We start from the raw sequence: 16,131 nt of genomic DNA, 5'->3' as shown, positions 1-16,131 counted from the left end.
GATTTATTCATGAACTCTAGTTTGCCAAGCAATAGCTGTTATCACTGTGGGAGTTTCATTCTTCCGGGTGACTCATATGAGCTTGAGCTGAGTGGTATTAATAGAAAATTCTGTTGTGCTGGTTGTATGGCTATTGCACAAACCATTCACGGCGAAGGGCTTGAGGTCTTTTATGCACGCCGTGCCCAGTCAAGTGATAAGCCTGCAGCTTACCTTGCCTCAAATGAAATTCCCGATAGCCTTGCTCCCTATGATGACCCCTCTTTGCTTGGTCGCTACACCCGATCCAGTGGTGAGGAGGGGAATCTAGAGACAACCTTAAGACTCGAGAAGATTCGATGTGCTGCTTGTGTCTGGTTGTGTGAGCAGCATTTGCGACGCATCCCGGGCGTGAAGGATGTGCAGATTAATTATGTGAGCCAAAAAGTAAAGGCAGAATTTTCACCTGAGCAAACTAGCTTAGCCCGTTTGCTATTTGAGGTGGAGCGCATTGGTTATGAGGCTTGGCCTTTTGAGCCTTCCCTTTCAATTGAAAAGTCCAAAAAAGAACGCCGTCAATTGCTCACGCGGCTTGGAGTTGCACTGCTAGGCATGATGCAAGTCATGATGTATGCATGGCCAACTTACGTCGGCGATAGTGACATCACTGCCGAATATGATCTTTTATTAGGCTGGACCAGTTGGGCCCTCACTGTTCCGGTGATGGTCTATTCGGCTGCTCCTATTTTTCAGGCCGCCTGGCGCAGCATTGCATCATTTCGTCAGACGCATATGTTGGGCATGGACGTTCCGATTGCCTTGGCTTTAGCTCTAGCATTCTCTGCTGGTACGGTGAATCTCGCGACTGGTTCAGGGCAGGGATACTTTGATTCAATCACAATGTTTGTTGCCTTTATTTTGGCTGCTCGCTATGTAGAGTTATTGGCGCGTCAAGATGCGCAGGGTGGAGCAGAGGCTTTGGCAAAACAGTTGCCAGCCACTTGTGAGAGGGTGCCAAACTATCCCGCATCTCAGCAGGTGGAAATTGTTCCTGTAATTAATTGCAACCCTGGCGAGGTTCTACGTATTTCACCAGGAGATGTTGTTCCGGCTGATGGCATTTTGATCGAGTATGAGAGCGCTCTAGATGAGTCGCTGCTGACAGGTGAATCCAAGCCGATTGATAAGAGGATTGGTGATCGCGTTTATGCGGGCACTCATAATATTTTGAATCCCCTGCTCATGAGAATCGATGCAGTAGGGCAATCCACCCGCATTGCAGGTATTGCCTCGCTATTGGATCAGGCATTGCAGGCCAAGCCTTTGATGGTAAGTCTCGCAGAAAAGTGGGCTGGATATTTTGTCGGCTTTTTATTGATCGCTGCTTTTCTGTCTTCGGCGATTTGGTGGTACGTCGACCCTAGCAGAGCTTGGACAGTATTAGTTTCTGTACTAGTGGCTAGTTGTCCCTGTGCTTTATCTCTTGCAGTACCAACGGCGATGGCTGCAGCCCAAGGCGCTGTCACAAAACTGGGCTTGTTAATTGTGCGTGGTCACGTACTCGAAGGTTTGGTCAAATCTACTGACTTGGTGCTCGATAAAACTGGCACGCTCACTATGGGTCAACCAGAATTAAAAGAAATTCTGATTGCTCGTCCAGAGTTTTCGAGAACAGATGTTCTCAGCTTAGCTGCGTCAATGGAGGGAGGTCAAAAACATCCTCTTGCACTTTCTTTATTGCGCGCTGCAGATGCTGAAAATTGCCCCTTGTTCAGCTTGCCCGAACCAATCATCAATCAGTTGGGTAAAGGGCTTAGCTCGGGGGTCTATCGATTGGGAAGCGCCGCTTGGGTGGGCGCTCAACAGATTGCGCAAGAAGGGCAGTATGGTCAAGTCCACTTGGCGGATGACACAGGATTAATTGCGAGCTTTCTATTTCTCGATACGCCAAGGCCGGGTCTTGAAAAACTATTAGCTGCTGCAAAATCTCGCAAGATTACTGTGCATTTAGTTTCTGGGGATGACCCAGCTACAGTGGCGTGGTGGGCACATCAAGTTGGCATTGATAATTTCAAAGGGGCTTGTTCTCCAGAGGAAAAATATCATTACATTGAGGGCCTGCAAAATGAAGGCCGTTTTGTTTGGGCAATTGGTGACGGCATTAACGATGCTCCTTTGTTGGCTAGGGCTGATGTCTCTATTGCTGTTGGTGCGGGTGCGCCACTTGCTACAGCAGGCGCAGATGCGATTTTGACGGCAAGCTCTTTGGCCCCCTTGGCCAAATCTTTGTTGCTGGCTGATAAAACCCAGCTGATTATTAAAGAAAACTTGATCTGGGCCTTGGTTTACAACTTGCTGGCGATTCCAGCCGCCATGATGGGCTGGGTCAACCCCTGGGTTGCAGGTATCGGCATGTCACTTTCCTCCTTGGCGGTTACATTGAATGCCTGGCGTCTCAGAAAGGCCTAGACTAGAGGTATGGAAAGCCTTTTTCTCTTAATCCCCATTTCTTTGCTATTAATTGGACTTTTGGCCTGGATTTTCTATTGGTCAGTGAAGGCGGGGCAGTTTGACGATTTAGAGGGTCCTGGTGAGGCCATTTTGATGGATGATGATACACCTCAGTCTAAAGATGTTAGTGAACACTATCAAAAATAGCTATATTTTTTAAATAGTTAGCTAATACACTCAAAAAAGCAGAGTTGTAATAAGCATAAATGCACGCATCCTTTTTGACATAGATCAAAACACCTTCTTAGGCTTACTTTGATAATAGTCCCAGTCTATTTGGATTATGTCGCTGTTTGGTCACAAAAAAAGGAGAAACCATGGGACTTACCGTGGGGAACAATCAAGATACCTTCAATTACAAGGTTGTCAGCCAATTTGCCATCGTTACGGTACTTTGGGGAATTGTGGGCATGCTCGTGGGGGTTATCCTCGCTGCGCAGCTCATTTGGCCTGATATCACTTTTAATATTCCATGGTTGAGTTACGGTCGCTTACGTCCCTTGCATACCAATGCAGTGATTTTTGCCTTCGGTGGATCGGCATTGTTTGCGACTTCTTATTATGTTGTACAGCGCACGAGTCAGGCTCGACTCTTTTGTGACAAGCTAGCTGCATTTACCTTTTGGGGTTGGCAATTAGTAATCGTATTAGCTGCTGTTACTTTGCCTCTCGGCTTTTCAACTTCAAAAGAGTACGCAGAACTTGAGTGGCCAATTGATATCCTCATTACTTTGGTTTGGGTTGCCTATGCAGTAGTATTTTTTGGCACCATCATGAAACGCAAAACGAAGCATATTTATGTTTCTAACTGGTTCTTTGGCGCGTACATTCTTACCATTGCCATTCTGCATATCTTTAATAATTTAGAGATGCCGGCAACGATGTGGAAGTCTTATTCTGCTTATGCAGGCGTACAAGATGCGATGGTTCAGTGGTGGTATGGTCACAATGCGGTTGGCTTCTTCTTGACTACCAGCTTCTTGGGCATGATGTACTACTTCATTCCAAAGCAGGCTGATCGCCCGATTTATTCATATCGTCTGTCGATTGTTCACTTCTGGGCCTTGAACTTTACCTATATGTGGGCAGGTCCTCACCACTTGCAACATACTTCATTGCCTGACTGGACTCAGTCACTAGGCACTGTTTTCTCATTGATTTTGTTGGCTCCATCATGGGGTGGCATGATCAACGGTATCATGACTTTATCTGGCGCTTGGTACAAATTACGCCAAGATCCAATTCTCAAATTCTTAGTGGTGGCATTGTCTTTCTACGGTATGTCTACGTTTGAAGGCTCAATGATGTCTATTAAGACTGTAAATAGCTTGTCACACTATACAGACTGGACTATTGGTCACGTTCACTCAGGCGCTCTTGGTTGGGTTGCCATGATTACGATTGGTTCACTCTATTACCTGATCCCACGTTTAGTGGGTCAGAAAGAAATGTATAGCGTCCGTTGGATTGAGTTGCATTTTTGGATTGCAACAATTGGCGTTGTTCTTTATATCGCTGCAATGTGGATTGCTGGAGTAATGCAAGGTTTAATGTGGAGGGCATTTGAGCCGGATGGAACCCTCACTTACAGCTTCGTTGAATCTGTAAAGGCAACATTCCCGTTCTATGTAATCCGTTTATTGGGTGGCCTCTGCTACCTCAGTGGCATGTTCTTGATGGCGTACAACGTCTTCAAGACTGTTCAAGGTAAAACTTTCGTTAACGCGCCAATTCCATTGGCCGTGGCTGAACACTAAGAGGAGAAGAAAAATGTCAAATGAAAATAAATTCTTTTCCCATGGAACACTTGAGAAGAACGTTGGTTGGTTAATTATTGCCACCATCGTGGTGGTCTCCATTGCTGGTTTGGTGCAAATTGTTCCGCTGTTCTTTCAGCACACAACAACAGAGCCTAGTCCTGGTGTGGCGCCTTATACAGCGTTGCGATTGGTTGGGCGCGACGTATATCAACGTGAAGGTTGCGTTGGTTGCCACTCACAACAGATTCGCACATTACGCTCAGAAGTAGAGCGTTATGGCCCCTACTCTTTGGCTGGCGAGTCTGTATATGATCATCCATTTTTGTGGGGTAGTAAACGCACTGGCCCTGATTTAGCTCGTGTTGGTGCTCGCTATTCTGATGATTGGCATCGCATCCACCTCCGCAATCCGCGTGATGTGGTTCCTGAGTCCAATATGCCTGGATATCCTTGGTTGCAAAAGAATGCTGCCGATGCTTCCTCGATTCAGTCTCATATGGTTGCGATGCGTCGTTTAGGTATCCCTTATACCGACGAAATGATTGCAGAGGCGCCTAAAGAGTTGGAAGGTAAGACCGAAGAGGATGCGCTAATTGCCTATCTTCAAGGTTTGGGTGTCAATCGTCGCTACATCATTGTTGATGAAGTTGTAGCGAAATAAGCACCAGGGTTATTAATTTAAAAGACTACATAAATCAAATGGAACAGATCACAGCCTATCTCTCCGCCTTTTCAACAGTAATCGGACTTGTCGTTTTTGTTGGGATTGTTTGGTGGGCGTGGTCTCCAGGTAGGAGGGAAGCAAATGAAGAATCTGCTGAACTACCATTTGATCTACCGGATGAATTTAGTAAGGACAAATCATGAGTGACTTTTTTAATGGTGGTTGGAGTATTTATGTCGCTTTAGTGGCATTGGTCGGAATCTTTTGGTGCGTCTGGTTGCTGGCTTCTCAGCGCAAAGCTAAAGTAATTCATACGCCTGATGGTGCGGTTGCTGATACGGGTCACGTATGGGATGGAAACTTACGAGAGCTAAATAATCCATTGCCACGTTGGTGGGCTTGGATGTACCTGATATTTTGTGTATTTGCATTGGTGTATTTAGTTTTGTTCCCGGGTTTAGGATCATTTCCTGGTGTGATGGGTTACACCACTGATGGTGCATTGATGAGCTCCATGACTGAAGCGAATGATGAGTTAAAGCCTGTGTACGCTAAGTACGTAAAGATGGATATTGAGCAGGTTGCTGCAGATCCAAAAGCGCGTGAAATGGGTCAACGTTTGTTCTTGAACTCTTGCGCTCAGTGCCATGGTTCAGATGCGGGCGGCTCTAAAGGCTTTCCAAATTTAACTGATGGTGACTGGCTCTATGGTGGTTCTCCAGAAAACATCAAGACAACATTGATTAATGGGCGTGCTGGTGTGATGCCTCCGTTCCCACAGCTTGATAGCAAGCAAATTATTGATGTTGCTAACTATGTACGCAGCCTCTCTGGCTTACCGGCGGATGATTTGAAGGCAGCGCGCGGCGCAGAAGTATTTAAATCCAATTGCGCAGCATGTCATGGCGCGGATGGCAAAGGTAATATTGCTCTAGGCGCACCTAACTTGACAGATAAGACTTGGTTGTATGGTGGTTCAGAGGCAACTATTATTGAAACTGTCACTAAAGGCCGCATGGCGATGATGCCATCTCAAGATAAGGTATTGAGTCCTGAGAAGATTCATCTCTTGACGGCTTATGTTTGGGGTTTATCAAACAATAAACCAGCGCAGGCTAAGTAATAGTGTCAGATAAATCTTCTGTAGGTAAGGTTATTCCGATAGAGGTAATCGACGAATCTCTCTATGAGATTCGTCGTAAGATTTACCCGCGTTCAGTAAGCGGCATTTTTGCTCGCTGGCGCATCATTTTGGTTATCGCCACTCAATTATTATTTTACGGCCTGCCATGGGTTAGTTGGAATGGCCGACAAGCGGTTCTCTTTGACTTAATACAGCGTAAGTTTTATATCTTTGGCGTAGTGTTATGGCCACAGGATGTGATTTATCTCACGCTCCTGTTAATCCTTTCCGCACTTGCGTTGTTCCTCTTTACGGCTATTGCTGGCCGATTATTTTGTGGTTATGCCTGTCCTCAAACTGTCTACACCGAAATCTTTATGTGGATTGAGCGTAAGGTCGAGGGTGACCGATTCGCGCGTATTCGTTTGGACGGGGAAGAGTGGCCTTGGAGTGTTCGTAAGTGGCGCCTCAAAATCACCAAGCATTTCCTTTGGCTCTTAATTGCCTTCTGGACTGGCTTTACTTTCATTGGTTATTTCACGCCAATTGAAACTCTAAGTGCAGCTATTCTGCATTTATCACTCGGCCCATGGCAAACCTTCTGGTTGTGTTTCTATAGCTTCGCAACCTGGGGTAATGCAGGATTTATGCGTGAGCAGGTTTGCAAATACATGTGTCCATACGCTCGCTTCCAGAGCGTGATGGTCGATAAAGATACTTTCCTGGTTACCTACGATAAGGTCCGTGGCGAGCCACGTGGTAGCCGTAGCAAGTCGGCTGATCATGCCACGTTAGGTTTAGGCGATTGCGTGGATTGCAGTATTTGCGTGCAAGTTTGCCCAACTGGTATTGATATTCGTGATGGCCTCCAATACATGTGTATTGGTTGCGGAGCGTGTATTGACGCTTGTGATCAGGTTATGGAGAAGGTGGATTATCCAAAAGGATTGATTCGGTATACGACTGAGCGAGCCATTGAGGATAAAGAAACCAATCAAAGCGCGATTCGCCATATCTTGCGACCTCGTGTTTTGATTTACATGGCTTTCATTACGGTTCTCACAAGTGCCTTCCTGATTTCTTTGGTAACCAGAAATCCATTGCGGGTCGATGTGATGCGAGATCGTGGCGCATTGGCTCGTGAGGTAGATGGTGTGCGTATCGAGAACATCTATCGTATTCAGATCATGAATGCTTCTGAAAATAATATGAATGTTCAAGTAAAAGCAACGGGCTTAGACGACCTAAAAATCCTAAATTCACAAGGACAGGTTGTTACAGAGATTGAAGTAGGTCCAGCCAGTAATCTATTGATTCCGGTTAAAGTAAGCACTACCGTAGGCGCGCATGAACCTGGTAATTACCCGATTCATTTTGATGTGATTGGCCATGAGATATCTGGTAATGAATTGATCACCAGAACCCGCGATGAAAAATCAAGCTTTATTGTTCCCCGCTAAGCTGTGTAGCGAAAGATGGAGAGGATGAATATGTCACAACACGAAACAAATAAGCCCTGGTTTAAGCAGCTTTGGCCATGGCTATTAATTAGTGGCCCAGCAGTTGCTGCCATTGGTTGTGTAATTACTATTTATTTGGCCGTTAATCTATATTCGGATAAGCCGGTTCGCGATGGCGTCGTGAAGCGTGGACTTAAAGTTGAGCAGCTCAAGGTAGAGCAGGATCGCAAATGAAGTACCGCTTATTCATTTGGATTATGTGGCCATCGTTTTTGGTGTCTATTCTGGCTGAAGGCTTGCTCTTTAGCATCGTGCATCCTGCTGAGCTATTGTTTTTTGGCTATCATCCAAATATTTCCGATGAAGGCATCTACACCATTGGATTTTTTGTCATTTGGATTTTTTGCTCGTTCTCGAGTGCTTTGACTGCCTACATTCTGCCGGGTATTGATGCGGACGGTGACAAAGCCCCTGATCGCGGCTTGATTTAAAGCAGTCTTGCTTAAGCGTTGATTGGTTTGATTTGAACGGCGCGGTCTGGGTTAGGGATGCTGGCTAATTCATAAAGTCCGTCCATGTCAATTAGCTTGATATGACGCTGTTTAATCTGAATTAGTCCTGATTCAGCAAAGCGGGACAGCATGCGGCTCACAGTTTCAATCTGAATGCCTAAGTAACTACCAATTTCCACGCGACTCATGCGTAAATCAAATTCATTGTTTTGATAACCACGCGCAGCTAGGCGTTGGGATAGATTCAGCAGGAAGGCCGCTAAACGCTCTTCTGCGCGCAAGCTACCCAATGAGAGCAGGTGACGTTGGTCTTGTGTGAGTTCTCTGCTCAGAATGCGGTGGAACTGCTTTTGTAGAACTGGAATTTGGCGCGCCAAATCCTCAAATGCTTCGTAGCGAATAATGCAGACTTCACTCTCTTCAAGGGCAATTGCCTCGGATTGGTAGCTGCCTTCACCGATGCCATCAAGACCTAAGATTTCCCCTGGAAGATGAAAGCCAATCACTTGTTGACGTCCGTCCTCGAGGCCGTACTCGGTCTTTAGGGTGCCAAAGCGTACGCTGTACACCGCAGAAAGTGGGTCGCCATGACGGTAGAGGCTTTCACCTTTTTGTAAGTGGACCCGCTCTTTTACGAGGGTATCAATCTTGGCAATATCACTTGAGCTGATCCCTACTGGCAAGCAGAATTGACCCAGTACGCATACTGAGCATTTGCTACTTGGGGCATCAGAGCTGGTGTAATTCATATTGGATCAAGATGTCAGATGAGTTTATTCTACTCGGATAATGCGCAATTTTAATATTTCCCCGCAGGGCTGGATGCTTAAATGCTGACTACCAGTCTTTTGTTAGCCGTATTCTTGGGCGCTCTAGTTAGTGGGTGGCACTGCGCCCTAATGTGTGGCGGTATTGCGGCGGCAATTGAACGTCAGGGCAGTGCCCCGTCGGCTTCTTACGCCCCCTTGCAGACTAAGTCTGAGTTGTTTTATCTTCAACTAATTATGCACTTAGGACGCTTGACGACCTATGTTCTCCTAGGTGCTCTCGCTGCTTGGGCTGGAGCTATTCTTTGGCAGCAAAACGTAGTGCCGATTCAGCGCCCCCTATTTGCTTTTACGTCTTTAGTTTTATTGCTGATGGGAGTACGTCTTTTGCGCCAGAGGTCCAATAATCCCTTATTGGTCGGAAAGTGGCTGGGTGCGCGGATGGCGAGTTATTGGGCCAAATACTTAGGAAGCTTTACGGGTCGTTCATCCCGTTGGTTCAGTGGAATGGTGTGGGGCTTGGTTCCCTGTGGTTTGGTTTATAGCGTTTTACCCCTCGCATTTTTATCGGGGGATGTATTCACCGGAGCAGCGATGATGCTGGCATTTGGCTTGGGCACTTTACCTAACCTCTTGCTGATCTCTAAATTTTCAGCAGCCTTGACGCAGTTCGGTCAATATATTTGGGTGAGGTATATCGCTGCTGGCCTTTTGATATCTGCAGGAATATTTGGCCTTTATCGGGCTTGGTATTTGCCGGAAGCTTTGCTAAAAGGTGGTTTCTGTATCAGTTAATGTGACTGACTAATTGCCGCGGCAATGCCATGTTGTAAGTCTGGGTAGATGCCGTCATCAGACAGTCGCTCAAAGAGACCTCCGCGCACTGCCATTTCATATGGCTGATGTACCAGCCCGCAAATTAGGAGTCTGACACCCCGATTTTTGCAAACCTCTTCAAGCTCAAGCAGGGCATCCATTCCAGAAACATCGATGTAGATGACGTTCTTCAAATCAAGTACCAATACTTTTGAAGGCAATTCATTTTCAATGTTCTCCAGAATTTTTACAGCACCAAAAAAGATGGCGCCATAGATTCTGAAGACGGAAATACTTCCTTGGAACTGCTGCAGTTCTGGAAAATCAACTGCACTTGCCGATTCATATCGAGATAAGCTAGAGATGCGATAGATGAAGGTAATAAATGCTAGCAGCAGGCCTACTTGGATTGCAACGGTGAGATCCAAAATGATCGTCAGAAAAAAGACGCTCAACATGGTCAAGCGATACGGTAGACGAAATTGTTTTAGGTCAGCAAATTTTCTCCACTCACCCATATTCCAAGCAACAAACATTAGGATGGCAGCTAAGCTGGCCAAAGGGATATCTTTAGCGAGTGGAGCACCAAACAAAATAATCACGAGTAATGTGATTGAGTGAACGATCCCAGCAATCGGAGTGCTTGCACCACTTTGTATATTGGTGACTGTTCTTGCAATGGTTCCTGTTGCTGGCATGCCGCCAAAAAATGGACTAACTACATTGGCGATACCTTGAGCCATGAGCTCTTGATTCGACTCATGGCGATCGTGGATGAGTCCATCGGCAATCCGTGCGCATAGTAGCGATTCAATCGCACCAAGCAGGGCGAGAGTAATTGCTGGTGCAATCACAAACTGTGCAGTGCTCCAGCTAATGGGAATCCATTCAAAGCTGGGTAGTCCGGAGGGAATGCCTCCAAAGCGACTACCTATCGTATCCACGGGAAGATTAAATATGCCGGTAACTATGGTAGCTACAGCCATTGCAATGACTGTTCCTGGAATATGGCTTAGGTAGCCGAGATGCTTTTGAAATGCCCGCCAAGAAATTAACAGCGCCAGACTACCCATCGATAGCATGAGGGCAATTGGATTCACTGTATCGGCTGCTGCATATAAAGTCTGAATTGCCTGAAAAAATTCAGCAGGCATCTTCGTAATTTGCAAGCCAAAAAATTCTTTCACTTGCGATAGGCCAATTAATACGGCGATTCCATTGGTAAATCCAATAATGACGGCAACTGGAATAAAGCGAATTAAAGTGCCCAGCCGAAAGAGCCCCATCAGAAATAAAAATACTCCAGACATCGCGGTCGCTAAGAGTAAATTGGCAACGCCATAGTGCTCAACAATGCCGTACACAATCACAATGAAGGCGCCAGCTGGCCCGCCAATTTGAACGCGACTACCGCCTAGTATTGAAATCAGACCACCAGCAATGATGGCTGTAAAGAGGCCCGCTTCAGGCTTAAGTCCGCTGGCAATCGCAAATGCCATTGCCAATGGCAGTGCAACTACGCCAACCGTAATACCCGCCAAAATATCTTTGCTGAGCAGGGCTCCGTTATAGCCTTTAAAAGAATCGAGTAGTTTCGGGTGAAAGAGATTCATTAGTAAAAAGGCTTCAGGCTATGCGACTACCAACCCAGTAGGCAATAGTTGTGGAAAGTGCTGTTACTGCAGATCCCCAAGCGATATCGATAAATGCCAATCGAATGGGAAAGTCACGAATTACTGCTAAGTTAGTGAGGTCGTAAGTCATGTAACAAAAGAAGCCAAATAGGGCGCCATATTGCACTGCATATATCCAGGACTGCCTAGAGATGGCTGGGAGTATGACAAAAATGGATGCACCAAGCGCATATAGAAGATAAAAACCGAGGCCAGCCAGCAATTTGGGTTCGCTGGCCATGAGCGAGCCCATGTCGTCGCGGTAGAGATTCTTGGCGATGCCGAGCAGCCAAATCAAATCAATGACGACTAATGACAGTAAAAATGAAAAATAGACCGCTAAATACTTGAGCAATTCAGTGCCCCTTTCATGCTTTTACAGATGAATAATAAGGATTATGATGGAATGAAAGTCATTAGGGTTTAATTTAACAGGAGTCGATATGTTCAAGCACTTATTAGTACCGGTTGATGGTTCAGATGTAAGTAAAAAGTCCTTAAAAAAGGTTGCCGCGCTTGCTAAAGCTGATAAAGCCGCTGTGACATTGGTTTATGTTTCCGATCCAATGCCGCCGATGGTCTATTCCGATAGCACGATGGGCTATGGCATTTCTCAAAAAGATCATAAGAAGGTATGCGAGGCATTCGCTATGGATATCTTTAAAAAAGCAACTGTTGCATTAGGTACTGGCATTAAGGTCAATGCCTTGCATATCGCAGATAGCAATTTATCTGAGGGTATTTTGGAAGGCGCCAAGAAAGCCAAGGCGGATGTGATCGTGATGGCTTCACATAAGCGCACTGGCATTAAGAGTGTTTTATTGGGCAGCGAAACGCATGAAGTGATTGTGCATGCTAAGTTGCCAGTATTAGTTCTTGGTTGATACACGACGCCGTAAACATTAAAGGGGCCTAATTGAACTGCCCAACTTTTGTGGGTCAGCTCAATTAGGCCCCTTTAATATTGCTGCAGTGATTAAGCGCTTCTTAATTCTTGGGGGGCGTGCCCAGTAAGAGAATTTCTCTGGTGAGTAAGCCGCTATCGCTATCGCGCATATTCCATAAATCTAACTCTGTTTTAGCGCCATATGGATCAACGTAGATACCATCTTTCCTTAATTCAAAGTGAAGGTGAGGGCCGGTAGAGCGTCCGGTTGACCCAACATAGCCGATCTCCAAACCACGTCGCACTTCATTCCCAACTTCTAGCTCGGTGTTGTAGTTGCTTAAATGAGCATAGTAGGTGCGATAGTTTCCGGGGTGCTCAAGGATAATGAGATTGCCAAAGGCGCCGCTATAGCCCAAATGCACTACCTTGCCGGTTGCTACGCTAAAGATTGGCGTCCCAATCGGTGCTGAGTAATCAATCCCCATGTGGGTTCGATATCGTTGCTTTGGTGCTGCCGCTGTCGCATTGGCATTCTTAGATGGGGCAACTTTTTTACTAGATGCTCTCACGCTTCCAACGCCCCTCGAGATGCGTCGATAACTTAAGGGATTGGTCCAGAAGGTGCGCTCGATGGACTCGCCACTAGCAGCATAAAAGGCGCCTGGAATATCACTTCTTTCCACCCAAAATGCGCTAGAAAATACTTCGCCTGAAACTGGATCAATAATTTCAGCTGCCCATATTTGCGCCCAACGCTCTTTATCACCAAAGTCCACAATCAAGCGAACAATGCTGTTGGTATTTTCTAATGCGCTGCTATCTTCGGGATAGATCTGTTTAATGACAGAGTTCAAATCCCAAATGAGCTCCACTGGCAATTTATCGCCTACTTTTTTGGGGTCGTATAAAACGTCACGTAATGGTAGTTGAATTTCAGTAAAACGCTTCGACTCGTCTTTTAGGTAGTCCTGTTGAATTAAGAAGCTGCCTGCTGCTGAAGGGGTAAAGGTCCAAATTTCCGTCTTGGCGTCTTGTATGGGGCCGTTCATGATGCTGAGTGAGTCAAAACGGTTTCGACTTCCAAGAGCTAATGCATAAGGGATGCAATTACCACGCATTCGGTCAAAAAAGCCTTTGGTTTGGGATCGGAAGAAATCATTGAAGTTGTTATCGCTGAGACCTAAGTTGGCCGGGAGATTGTCCTCATTAAAGCTGCGACGTAGGCAGCCACGTTGGACGCGGTAATCTAAATTCGAGCCAACATCATTGCTGTACTGGCCCTCAATCCGTTTAAATAATTCTGGATTTAAGCTCATGCTTTTAGAGGATTGATCTAGCGAGCCTGATTTGACTTTAAGTCCAGCTTGCTTGTTGCTTTGTACGACGATCTTTTGTTTAACTTGCGGAGCCTTGCTGACCTTGCTAGTTTGGTTTGTAGTTTGCGCTAATGCGCTGGAGACGAGCTCTATCCCTGGTAGTGGAATGAGGCCAGCTAGGGCGAATCCAATTACGTTAATTGCCCCTTTTAACAAGAGGGGGCGCGCACAGACATTTTTCTTCACCCGGCAATTATCCAATATTGTTACGAAAGATCCGGGTAATTTGGGCTGTGCTGTGTTGCAACAATATCGATTTAATTTACTTCAGGTGCTATTTTTAGTACTTCGAAGGCCGCCTTGAGTCGTTCTTCATATATCTGCTTCATTTGAGCTCCCTCCTCTGGAGACCACTCTCTAAAACCTGCGCCTTTAGCCATACCTGTTTTTCCAGACTTGACCAGATTCATAACGCAAGCGGGGGGTGCTTGGATATTCGAGAGGGAGGGGTAGATGACCTCCGCAGCTAGTGCCATACCTTCCCAGCCAGAGATTTCTTTTTGAGTCATGGGGCCAACTGCAGCATAACGAAAGCCAAAGCTATAGCGCACTGCAGTATCAACATCATCTGGTGAAGCGATTCCTTCTTGCACCAAAGAAAGCGCTTCACGCATTAGGGCATGCTGAATTCGGTTGGCTAAAAACCCTGGAATATCTCGCTTGACCAAGACTGGTTTTTTGCCATGGCTACGATAGAGATTACAAATCTCTTCAGCCATCTGTGGATCAGATTTTTCACCCAACACTACCTCTACCAAAGGAACGATATGGGCGGGCATAAAGTAATGGGTATTAAACATGCGATGGCTTGTTGCTAGGCCTTGCGTAATATCGCTAATAGGAAAGCCCGAGCTGTTGCTGCCAATTGGAATGCTGGGTGGCACGCGCTGATCAAGCTCTCTAAAAAGAGCCTTTTTGAGATCAAGACGCTCAGAAATGGTTTCAATAAGGAGATCGGTATTTTGCCAATCAGACCAATCTGCGATTCTGCCTGCAATGAGTTGGGCGCCAGTATCTCGCCATGAGGGATTGATGGTGTCAGCGCAGAGCTCTACCTTAGAAAGGTTGAGCTCTGCCTTATTGCAGTCCCTGCCTAGCAAAATTGTTTCGGCGCCATAGGCCAGAAAGCTAGCTGCGATGCCTACTCCCATAGTCCCAGTACCCATGACAACAACTTTGCTCATAATGCCTCCAAATAATCGTAGATGAAGCTACTTCCTAAGCGACCCATTATTCCCTATTTGGAAGTCGTCATACATTCTTAATTGTGGCTACAATAATTTTTTGAATATAGGAGCTCCCATGCCCATCATTGAGTCAGTATCAGTTGCTGCTGTAGCGGTGCCTCTAGATAAGGTCACCTCCTTTTCCACTCGAACGGTTTCAGAGCGCCACTATTGTCTAGTCAAGGTGCGCGGTAAGGATGGTAATGAGGGCATTGGCTTTTGCTATGTCGGCAGTGCAGGCGGTGATATTGCCAAGATTGCAGTAGAGCAACTACTGGCCCCAAAACTGATTGGTCAAAATAGCCATCGCAGTGAAGGTCTGTGGATGGATATGTATAACGAGTCCATTTTGCAAGGGCGCGCCGGTGCAGTGATGCGCGGTATCTCGATTTTGGACACGGCGCTCTGGGATTTAAATGCCCGTGCCGCAAAATTGCCCCTTCACCATTATTTAGGATCAGTCGTAGACGACCGCGTCCCGGCTTATGCCAGTGGTGGCTACTATCTAGATGGTAAAACTCCTGCCAAGTTGGGCAAGGAGATGGAGTCCTACGTTAAACAGGGCTTTAAGGCCGTCAAAATGAAAGTAGGTCGCCTTTCCCCAAGAGAGGAGGAGGCACGCGTTAAGGCTGCCCGTAAGGCCGTTGGTGACGATGTTTTACTGACCTTGGATGCTAATAACGCTTGGCGTGATCTGCCGACCGCCCTGGAGTACATTCGTCGTTTTGAGGCTTACAACCCTTATTGGATTGAAGAGCCATTTTCGCCTGATGCCATTGATCTGCATGCGGCGCTGGCACGTCAAACCAAGATTAATGTGGCTACCGGAGAGATGGAAGCGGGGCGCTGGCGTTTCCGGGAGCTCATCGATGCTGGTGGGGCAGCGATTTTGCAGTCTGATGCAGCTGTGTGTGGTGGTATCACTGAGTGGCGTCGTATTTCTGCTTACGCCGATTTAAAGGGCGTGATTGTTTGCCCACACTGGATGCATGATTTGCATGCGCCCTTGGTGGCAGCAACGCCAAATGCTCGCTTCGTAGAATTTTTCTTGGATGATCAGGTCTTGAATTTCCGCAGATTAATTAACAAGCAACTTACTTTTAAGAATGGCGACTTGATTCTGCACAAAACTCCAGGACTAGGTTTTGAGTTTGATGAGGCGGCGATTAAAAAGTATGCCGGCAAGACTGCTTGGACAAAGATTGTGTAATGTATTCAAATTCCTGGCAATAAAAAATCCCGCACATGTGAACTGACCCCCAAAAGTTGGACGCTATGTCCAACCAAGGGGGTTTTGTTTTATGAGCAAGTACAACAAGCAGTTCAAACTAAAGGTAGTTAAGGAGTTTTTAAAGTCAGGCGGTCAAAAACGGGT

17 protein-coding genes are annotated in these 16,131 nt (G+C 46.3%); 12 read left to right on the top strand and 5 right to left on the bottom strand.

Annotation, left to right across the window (positions count from 1 at the left end):
• Positions 1 to 9 precede the first annotated feature (9 nt).
• From ICN11_RS09015 to ICN11_RS08975, 9 genes are all read left to right on the top strand, one after another.
• The gene (locus ICN11_RS09015; protein ID WP_216230096.1) at positions 10 to 2,448 is read left to right on the top strand and encodes a heavy metal translocating P-type ATPase; all 2,439 of its coding nucleotides are present in this window, start codon (positions 10 to 12) and stop codon (positions 2,446 to 2,448) included.
• Between the two features lie 9 nt (positions 2,449 to 2,457).
• Positions 2,458 to 2,637, top strand: a complete 180-nt coding sequence (gene ccoS, locus ICN11_RS09010) for a cbb3-type cytochrome oxidase assembly protein CcoS (RefSeq protein WP_216230095.1) — start codon at positions 2,458 to 2,460, stop codon at positions 2,635 to 2,637.
• A 170-nt stretch (positions 2,638 to 2,807) separates the two neighbouring features.
• Entirely contained in the window at positions 2,808 to 4,247 is a 1,440-nt protein-coding gene (gene ccoN / locus ICN11_RS09005; RefSeq protein WP_216230094.1) for a cytochrome-c oxidase, cbb3-type subunit I, read from the top strand.
• Positions 4,248 to 4,260: 13 nt separating this feature from the next.
• On the top strand, positions 4,261 to 4,911 hold the full coding sequence (gene ccoO / locus ICN11_RS09000) for a cytochrome-c oxidase, cbb3-type subunit II (protein ID WP_216230093.1): 651 nt from the start codon (positions 4,261 to 4,263) through the stop codon (positions 4,909 to 4,911).
• 38 nt (positions 4,912 to 4,949) lie between these two features.
• Complete coding sequence (locus ICN11_RS08995; protein ID WP_216230092.1) at positions 4,950 to 5,117, top strand: cbb3-type cytochrome c oxidase subunit 3; 168 nt, start codon at positions 4,950 to 4,952, stop codon at positions 5,115 to 5,117.
• Positions 5,114 to 6,037: a cytochrome-c oxidase, cbb3-type subunit III gene (ccoP, locus tag ICN11_RS08990; protein WP_216230091.1), complete on the top strand. Its 924-nt coding sequence runs from the start codon at positions 5,114 to 5,116 to the stop codon at positions 6,035 to 6,037. The genes ICN11_RS08995 and ccoP overlap by 4 nt, the downstream gene beginning before the upstream one ends.
• Before the next feature lie 2 nt (positions 6,038 to 6,039).
• Positions 6,040 to 7,497: a cytochrome c oxidase accessory protein CcoG gene (ccoG, locus tag ICN11_RS08985; RefSeq protein WP_216230090.1), complete on the top strand. Its 1,458-nt coding sequence runs from the start codon at positions 6,040 to 6,042 to the stop codon at positions 7,495 to 7,497.
• A gap of 30 nt (positions 7,498 to 7,527) precedes the next feature.
• Positions 7,528 to 7,731: a FixH family protein gene (locus ICN11_RS08980; RefSeq protein ID WP_255533204.1), complete on the top strand. Its 204-nt coding sequence runs from the start codon at positions 7,528 to 7,530 to the stop codon at positions 7,729 to 7,731.
• The gene (locus ICN11_RS08975; protein WP_216230088.1) at positions 7,728 to 7,988 is read left to right on the top strand and encodes a hypothetical protein; all 261 of its coding nucleotides are present in this window, start codon (positions 7,728 to 7,730) and stop codon (positions 7,986 to 7,988) included. The genes ICN11_RS08980 and ICN11_RS08975 overlap by 4 nt, the downstream gene beginning before the upstream one ends.
• Before the next feature lie 11 nt (positions 7,989 to 7,999).
• On the opposite strand, the gene ICN11_RS08970 is transcribed toward ICN11_RS08975, so the two are convergent.
• Positions 8,000 to 8,758, bottom strand: a complete 759-nt coding sequence (locus ICN11_RS08970; protein WP_216230087.1) for a helix-turn-helix domain-containing protein — start codon at positions 8,756 to 8,758, stop codon at positions 8,000 to 8,002.
• Between the two features lie 81 nt (positions 8,759 to 8,839).
• On the opposite strand from ICN11_RS08970, the gene ICN11_RS08965 reads away from it, so the two are divergent.
• Complete coding sequence (locus ICN11_RS08965; RefSeq protein ID WP_216230086.1) at positions 8,840 to 9,571, top strand: sulfite exporter TauE/SafE family protein; 732 nt, start codon at positions 8,840 to 8,842, stop codon at positions 9,569 to 9,571.
• On the opposite strand, the gene ICN11_RS08960 is transcribed toward ICN11_RS08965, so the two are convergent.
• Positions 9,568 to 11,205 (bottom strand): SulP family inorganic anion transporter, encoded by a 1,638-nt coding sequence (locus ICN11_RS08960; RefSeq protein WP_216230085.1) that lies wholly within the window; start codon positions 11,203 to 11,205, stop codon positions 9,568 to 9,570. The two genes, ICN11_RS08965 and ICN11_RS08960, sit on opposite strands and share 4 nt — an antisense overlap.
• A 13-nt stretch (positions 11,206 to 11,218) precedes the next feature.
• Positions 11,219 to 11,620, bottom strand: a complete 402-nt coding sequence (locus ICN11_RS08955; RefSeq protein ID WP_216230084.1) for a DUF2177 family protein — start codon at positions 11,618 to 11,620, stop codon at positions 11,219 to 11,221.
• Between the two features lie 88 nt (positions 11,621 to 11,708).
• Between ICN11_RS08955 and ICN11_RS08950 the strand changes: the two genes are divergently transcribed.
• Complete coding sequence (locus ICN11_RS08950; protein WP_216230083.1) at positions 11,709 to 12,149, top strand: universal stress protein; 441 nt, start codon at positions 11,709 to 11,711, stop codon at positions 12,147 to 12,149.
• Between the two features lie 103 nt (positions 12,150 to 12,252).
• Here the strand turns inward: ICN11_RS08950 and ICN11_RS08945 are convergent, their stop codons facing one another.
• Positions 12,253 to 13,716: a M23 family metallopeptidase gene (locus tag ICN11_RS08945; protein ID WP_370623622.1), complete on the bottom strand. Its 1,464-nt coding sequence runs from the start codon at positions 13,714 to 13,716 to the stop codon at positions 12,253 to 12,255.
• Positions 13,717 to 13,787: 71 nt separating this feature from the next.
• Positions 13,788 to 14,714, bottom strand: a complete 927-nt coding sequence (locus ICN11_RS08940) for a 3-hydroxyacyl-CoA dehydrogenase NAD-binding domain-containing protein (RefSeq protein WP_216230082.1) — start codon at positions 14,712 to 14,714, stop codon at positions 13,788 to 13,790.
• 118 nt (positions 14,715 to 14,832) lie between these two features.
• Between ICN11_RS08940 and ICN11_RS08935 the strand changes: the two genes are divergently transcribed.
• Positions 14,833 to 15,966, top strand: a complete 1,134-nt coding sequence (locus ICN11_RS08935; protein WP_216230081.1) for a mandelate racemase/muconate lactonizing enzyme family protein — start codon at positions 14,833 to 14,835, stop codon at positions 15,964 to 15,966.
• Positions 15,967 to 16,131: the final 165 nt, after the last annotated feature.

Source organism: Polynucleobacter sp. 78F-HAINBA (assembly GCF_018882325.1).
In the GTDB taxonomy this organism is placed as follows: Bacteria; Pseudomonadota; Gammaproteobacteria; order Burkholderiales; family Burkholderiaceae; genus Polynucleobacter.
The sequence above is the reverse complement of the archived record's forward strand: the minus strand, read 5'-3'. Positions and strand labels throughout refer to the sequence as shown.

Excerpts from the sequence above, each read along its gene's own strand:
- ICN11_RS08975 (WP_216230088.1), top strand. The coding sequence starts at position 7,728 with ATGAAGTACCGCTTATTCATTTGGATTATGTGGCCATCGTTTTTGGTG.
- ccoN (WP_216230094.1), top strand. The coding sequence starts at position 2,808 with ATGGGACTTACCGTGGGGAACAATCAAGATACCTTCAATTACAAGGTT.
- ICN11_RS08960 (WP_216230085.1), bottom strand. The coding sequence starts at position 11,205 with ATGAATCTCTTTCACCCGAAACTACTCGATTCTTTTAAAGGCTATAAC.
- ICN11_RS08965 (WP_216230086.1), top strand. The coding sequence starts at position 8,840 with ATGCTGACTACCAGTCTTTTGTTAGCCGTATTCTTGGGCGCTCTAGTT.
- ICN11_RS09015 (WP_216230096.1), top strand. The coding sequence starts at position 10 with ATGAACTCTAGTTTGCCAAGCAATAGCTGTTATCACTGTGGGAGTTTC.
- ICN11_RS08940 (WP_216230082.1), bottom strand. The coding sequence starts at position 14,714 with ATGAGCAAAGTTGTTGTCATGGGTACTGGGACTATGGGAGTAGGCATC.
- ICN11_RS08935 (WP_216230081.1), top strand. The coding sequence starts at position 14,833 with ATGCCCATCATTGAGTCAGTATCAGTTGCTGCTGTAGCGGTGCCTCTA.
- ICN11_RS08970 (WP_216230087.1), bottom strand. The coding sequence starts at position 8,758 with ATGAATTACACCAGCTCTGATGCCCCAAGTAGCAAATGCTCAGTATGC.
- ccoP (WP_216230091.1), top strand. The coding sequence starts at position 5,114 with ATGAGTGACTTTTTTAATGGTGGTTGGAGTATTTATGTCGCTTTAGTG.
- ccoO (WP_216230093.1), top strand. The coding sequence starts at position 4,261 with ATGTCAAATGAAAATAAATTCTTTTCCCATGGAACACTTGAGAAGAAC.
- ICN11_RS08995 (WP_216230092.1), top strand. The coding sequence starts at position 4,950 with ATGGAACAGATCACAGCCTATCTCTCCGCCTTTTCAACAGTAATCGGA.
- ICN11_RS08950 (WP_216230083.1), top strand. The coding sequence starts at position 11,709 with ATGTTCAAGCACTTATTAGTACCGGTTGATGGTTCAGATGTAAGTAAA.
- ICN11_RS08980 (WP_255533204.1), top strand. The coding sequence starts at position 7,528 with ATGTCACAACACGAAACAAATAAGCCCTGGTTTAAGCAGCTTTGGCCA.
- ccoS (WP_216230095.1), top strand. The coding sequence starts at position 2,458 with ATGGAAAGCCTTTTTCTCTTAATCCCCATTTCTTTGCTATTAATTGGA.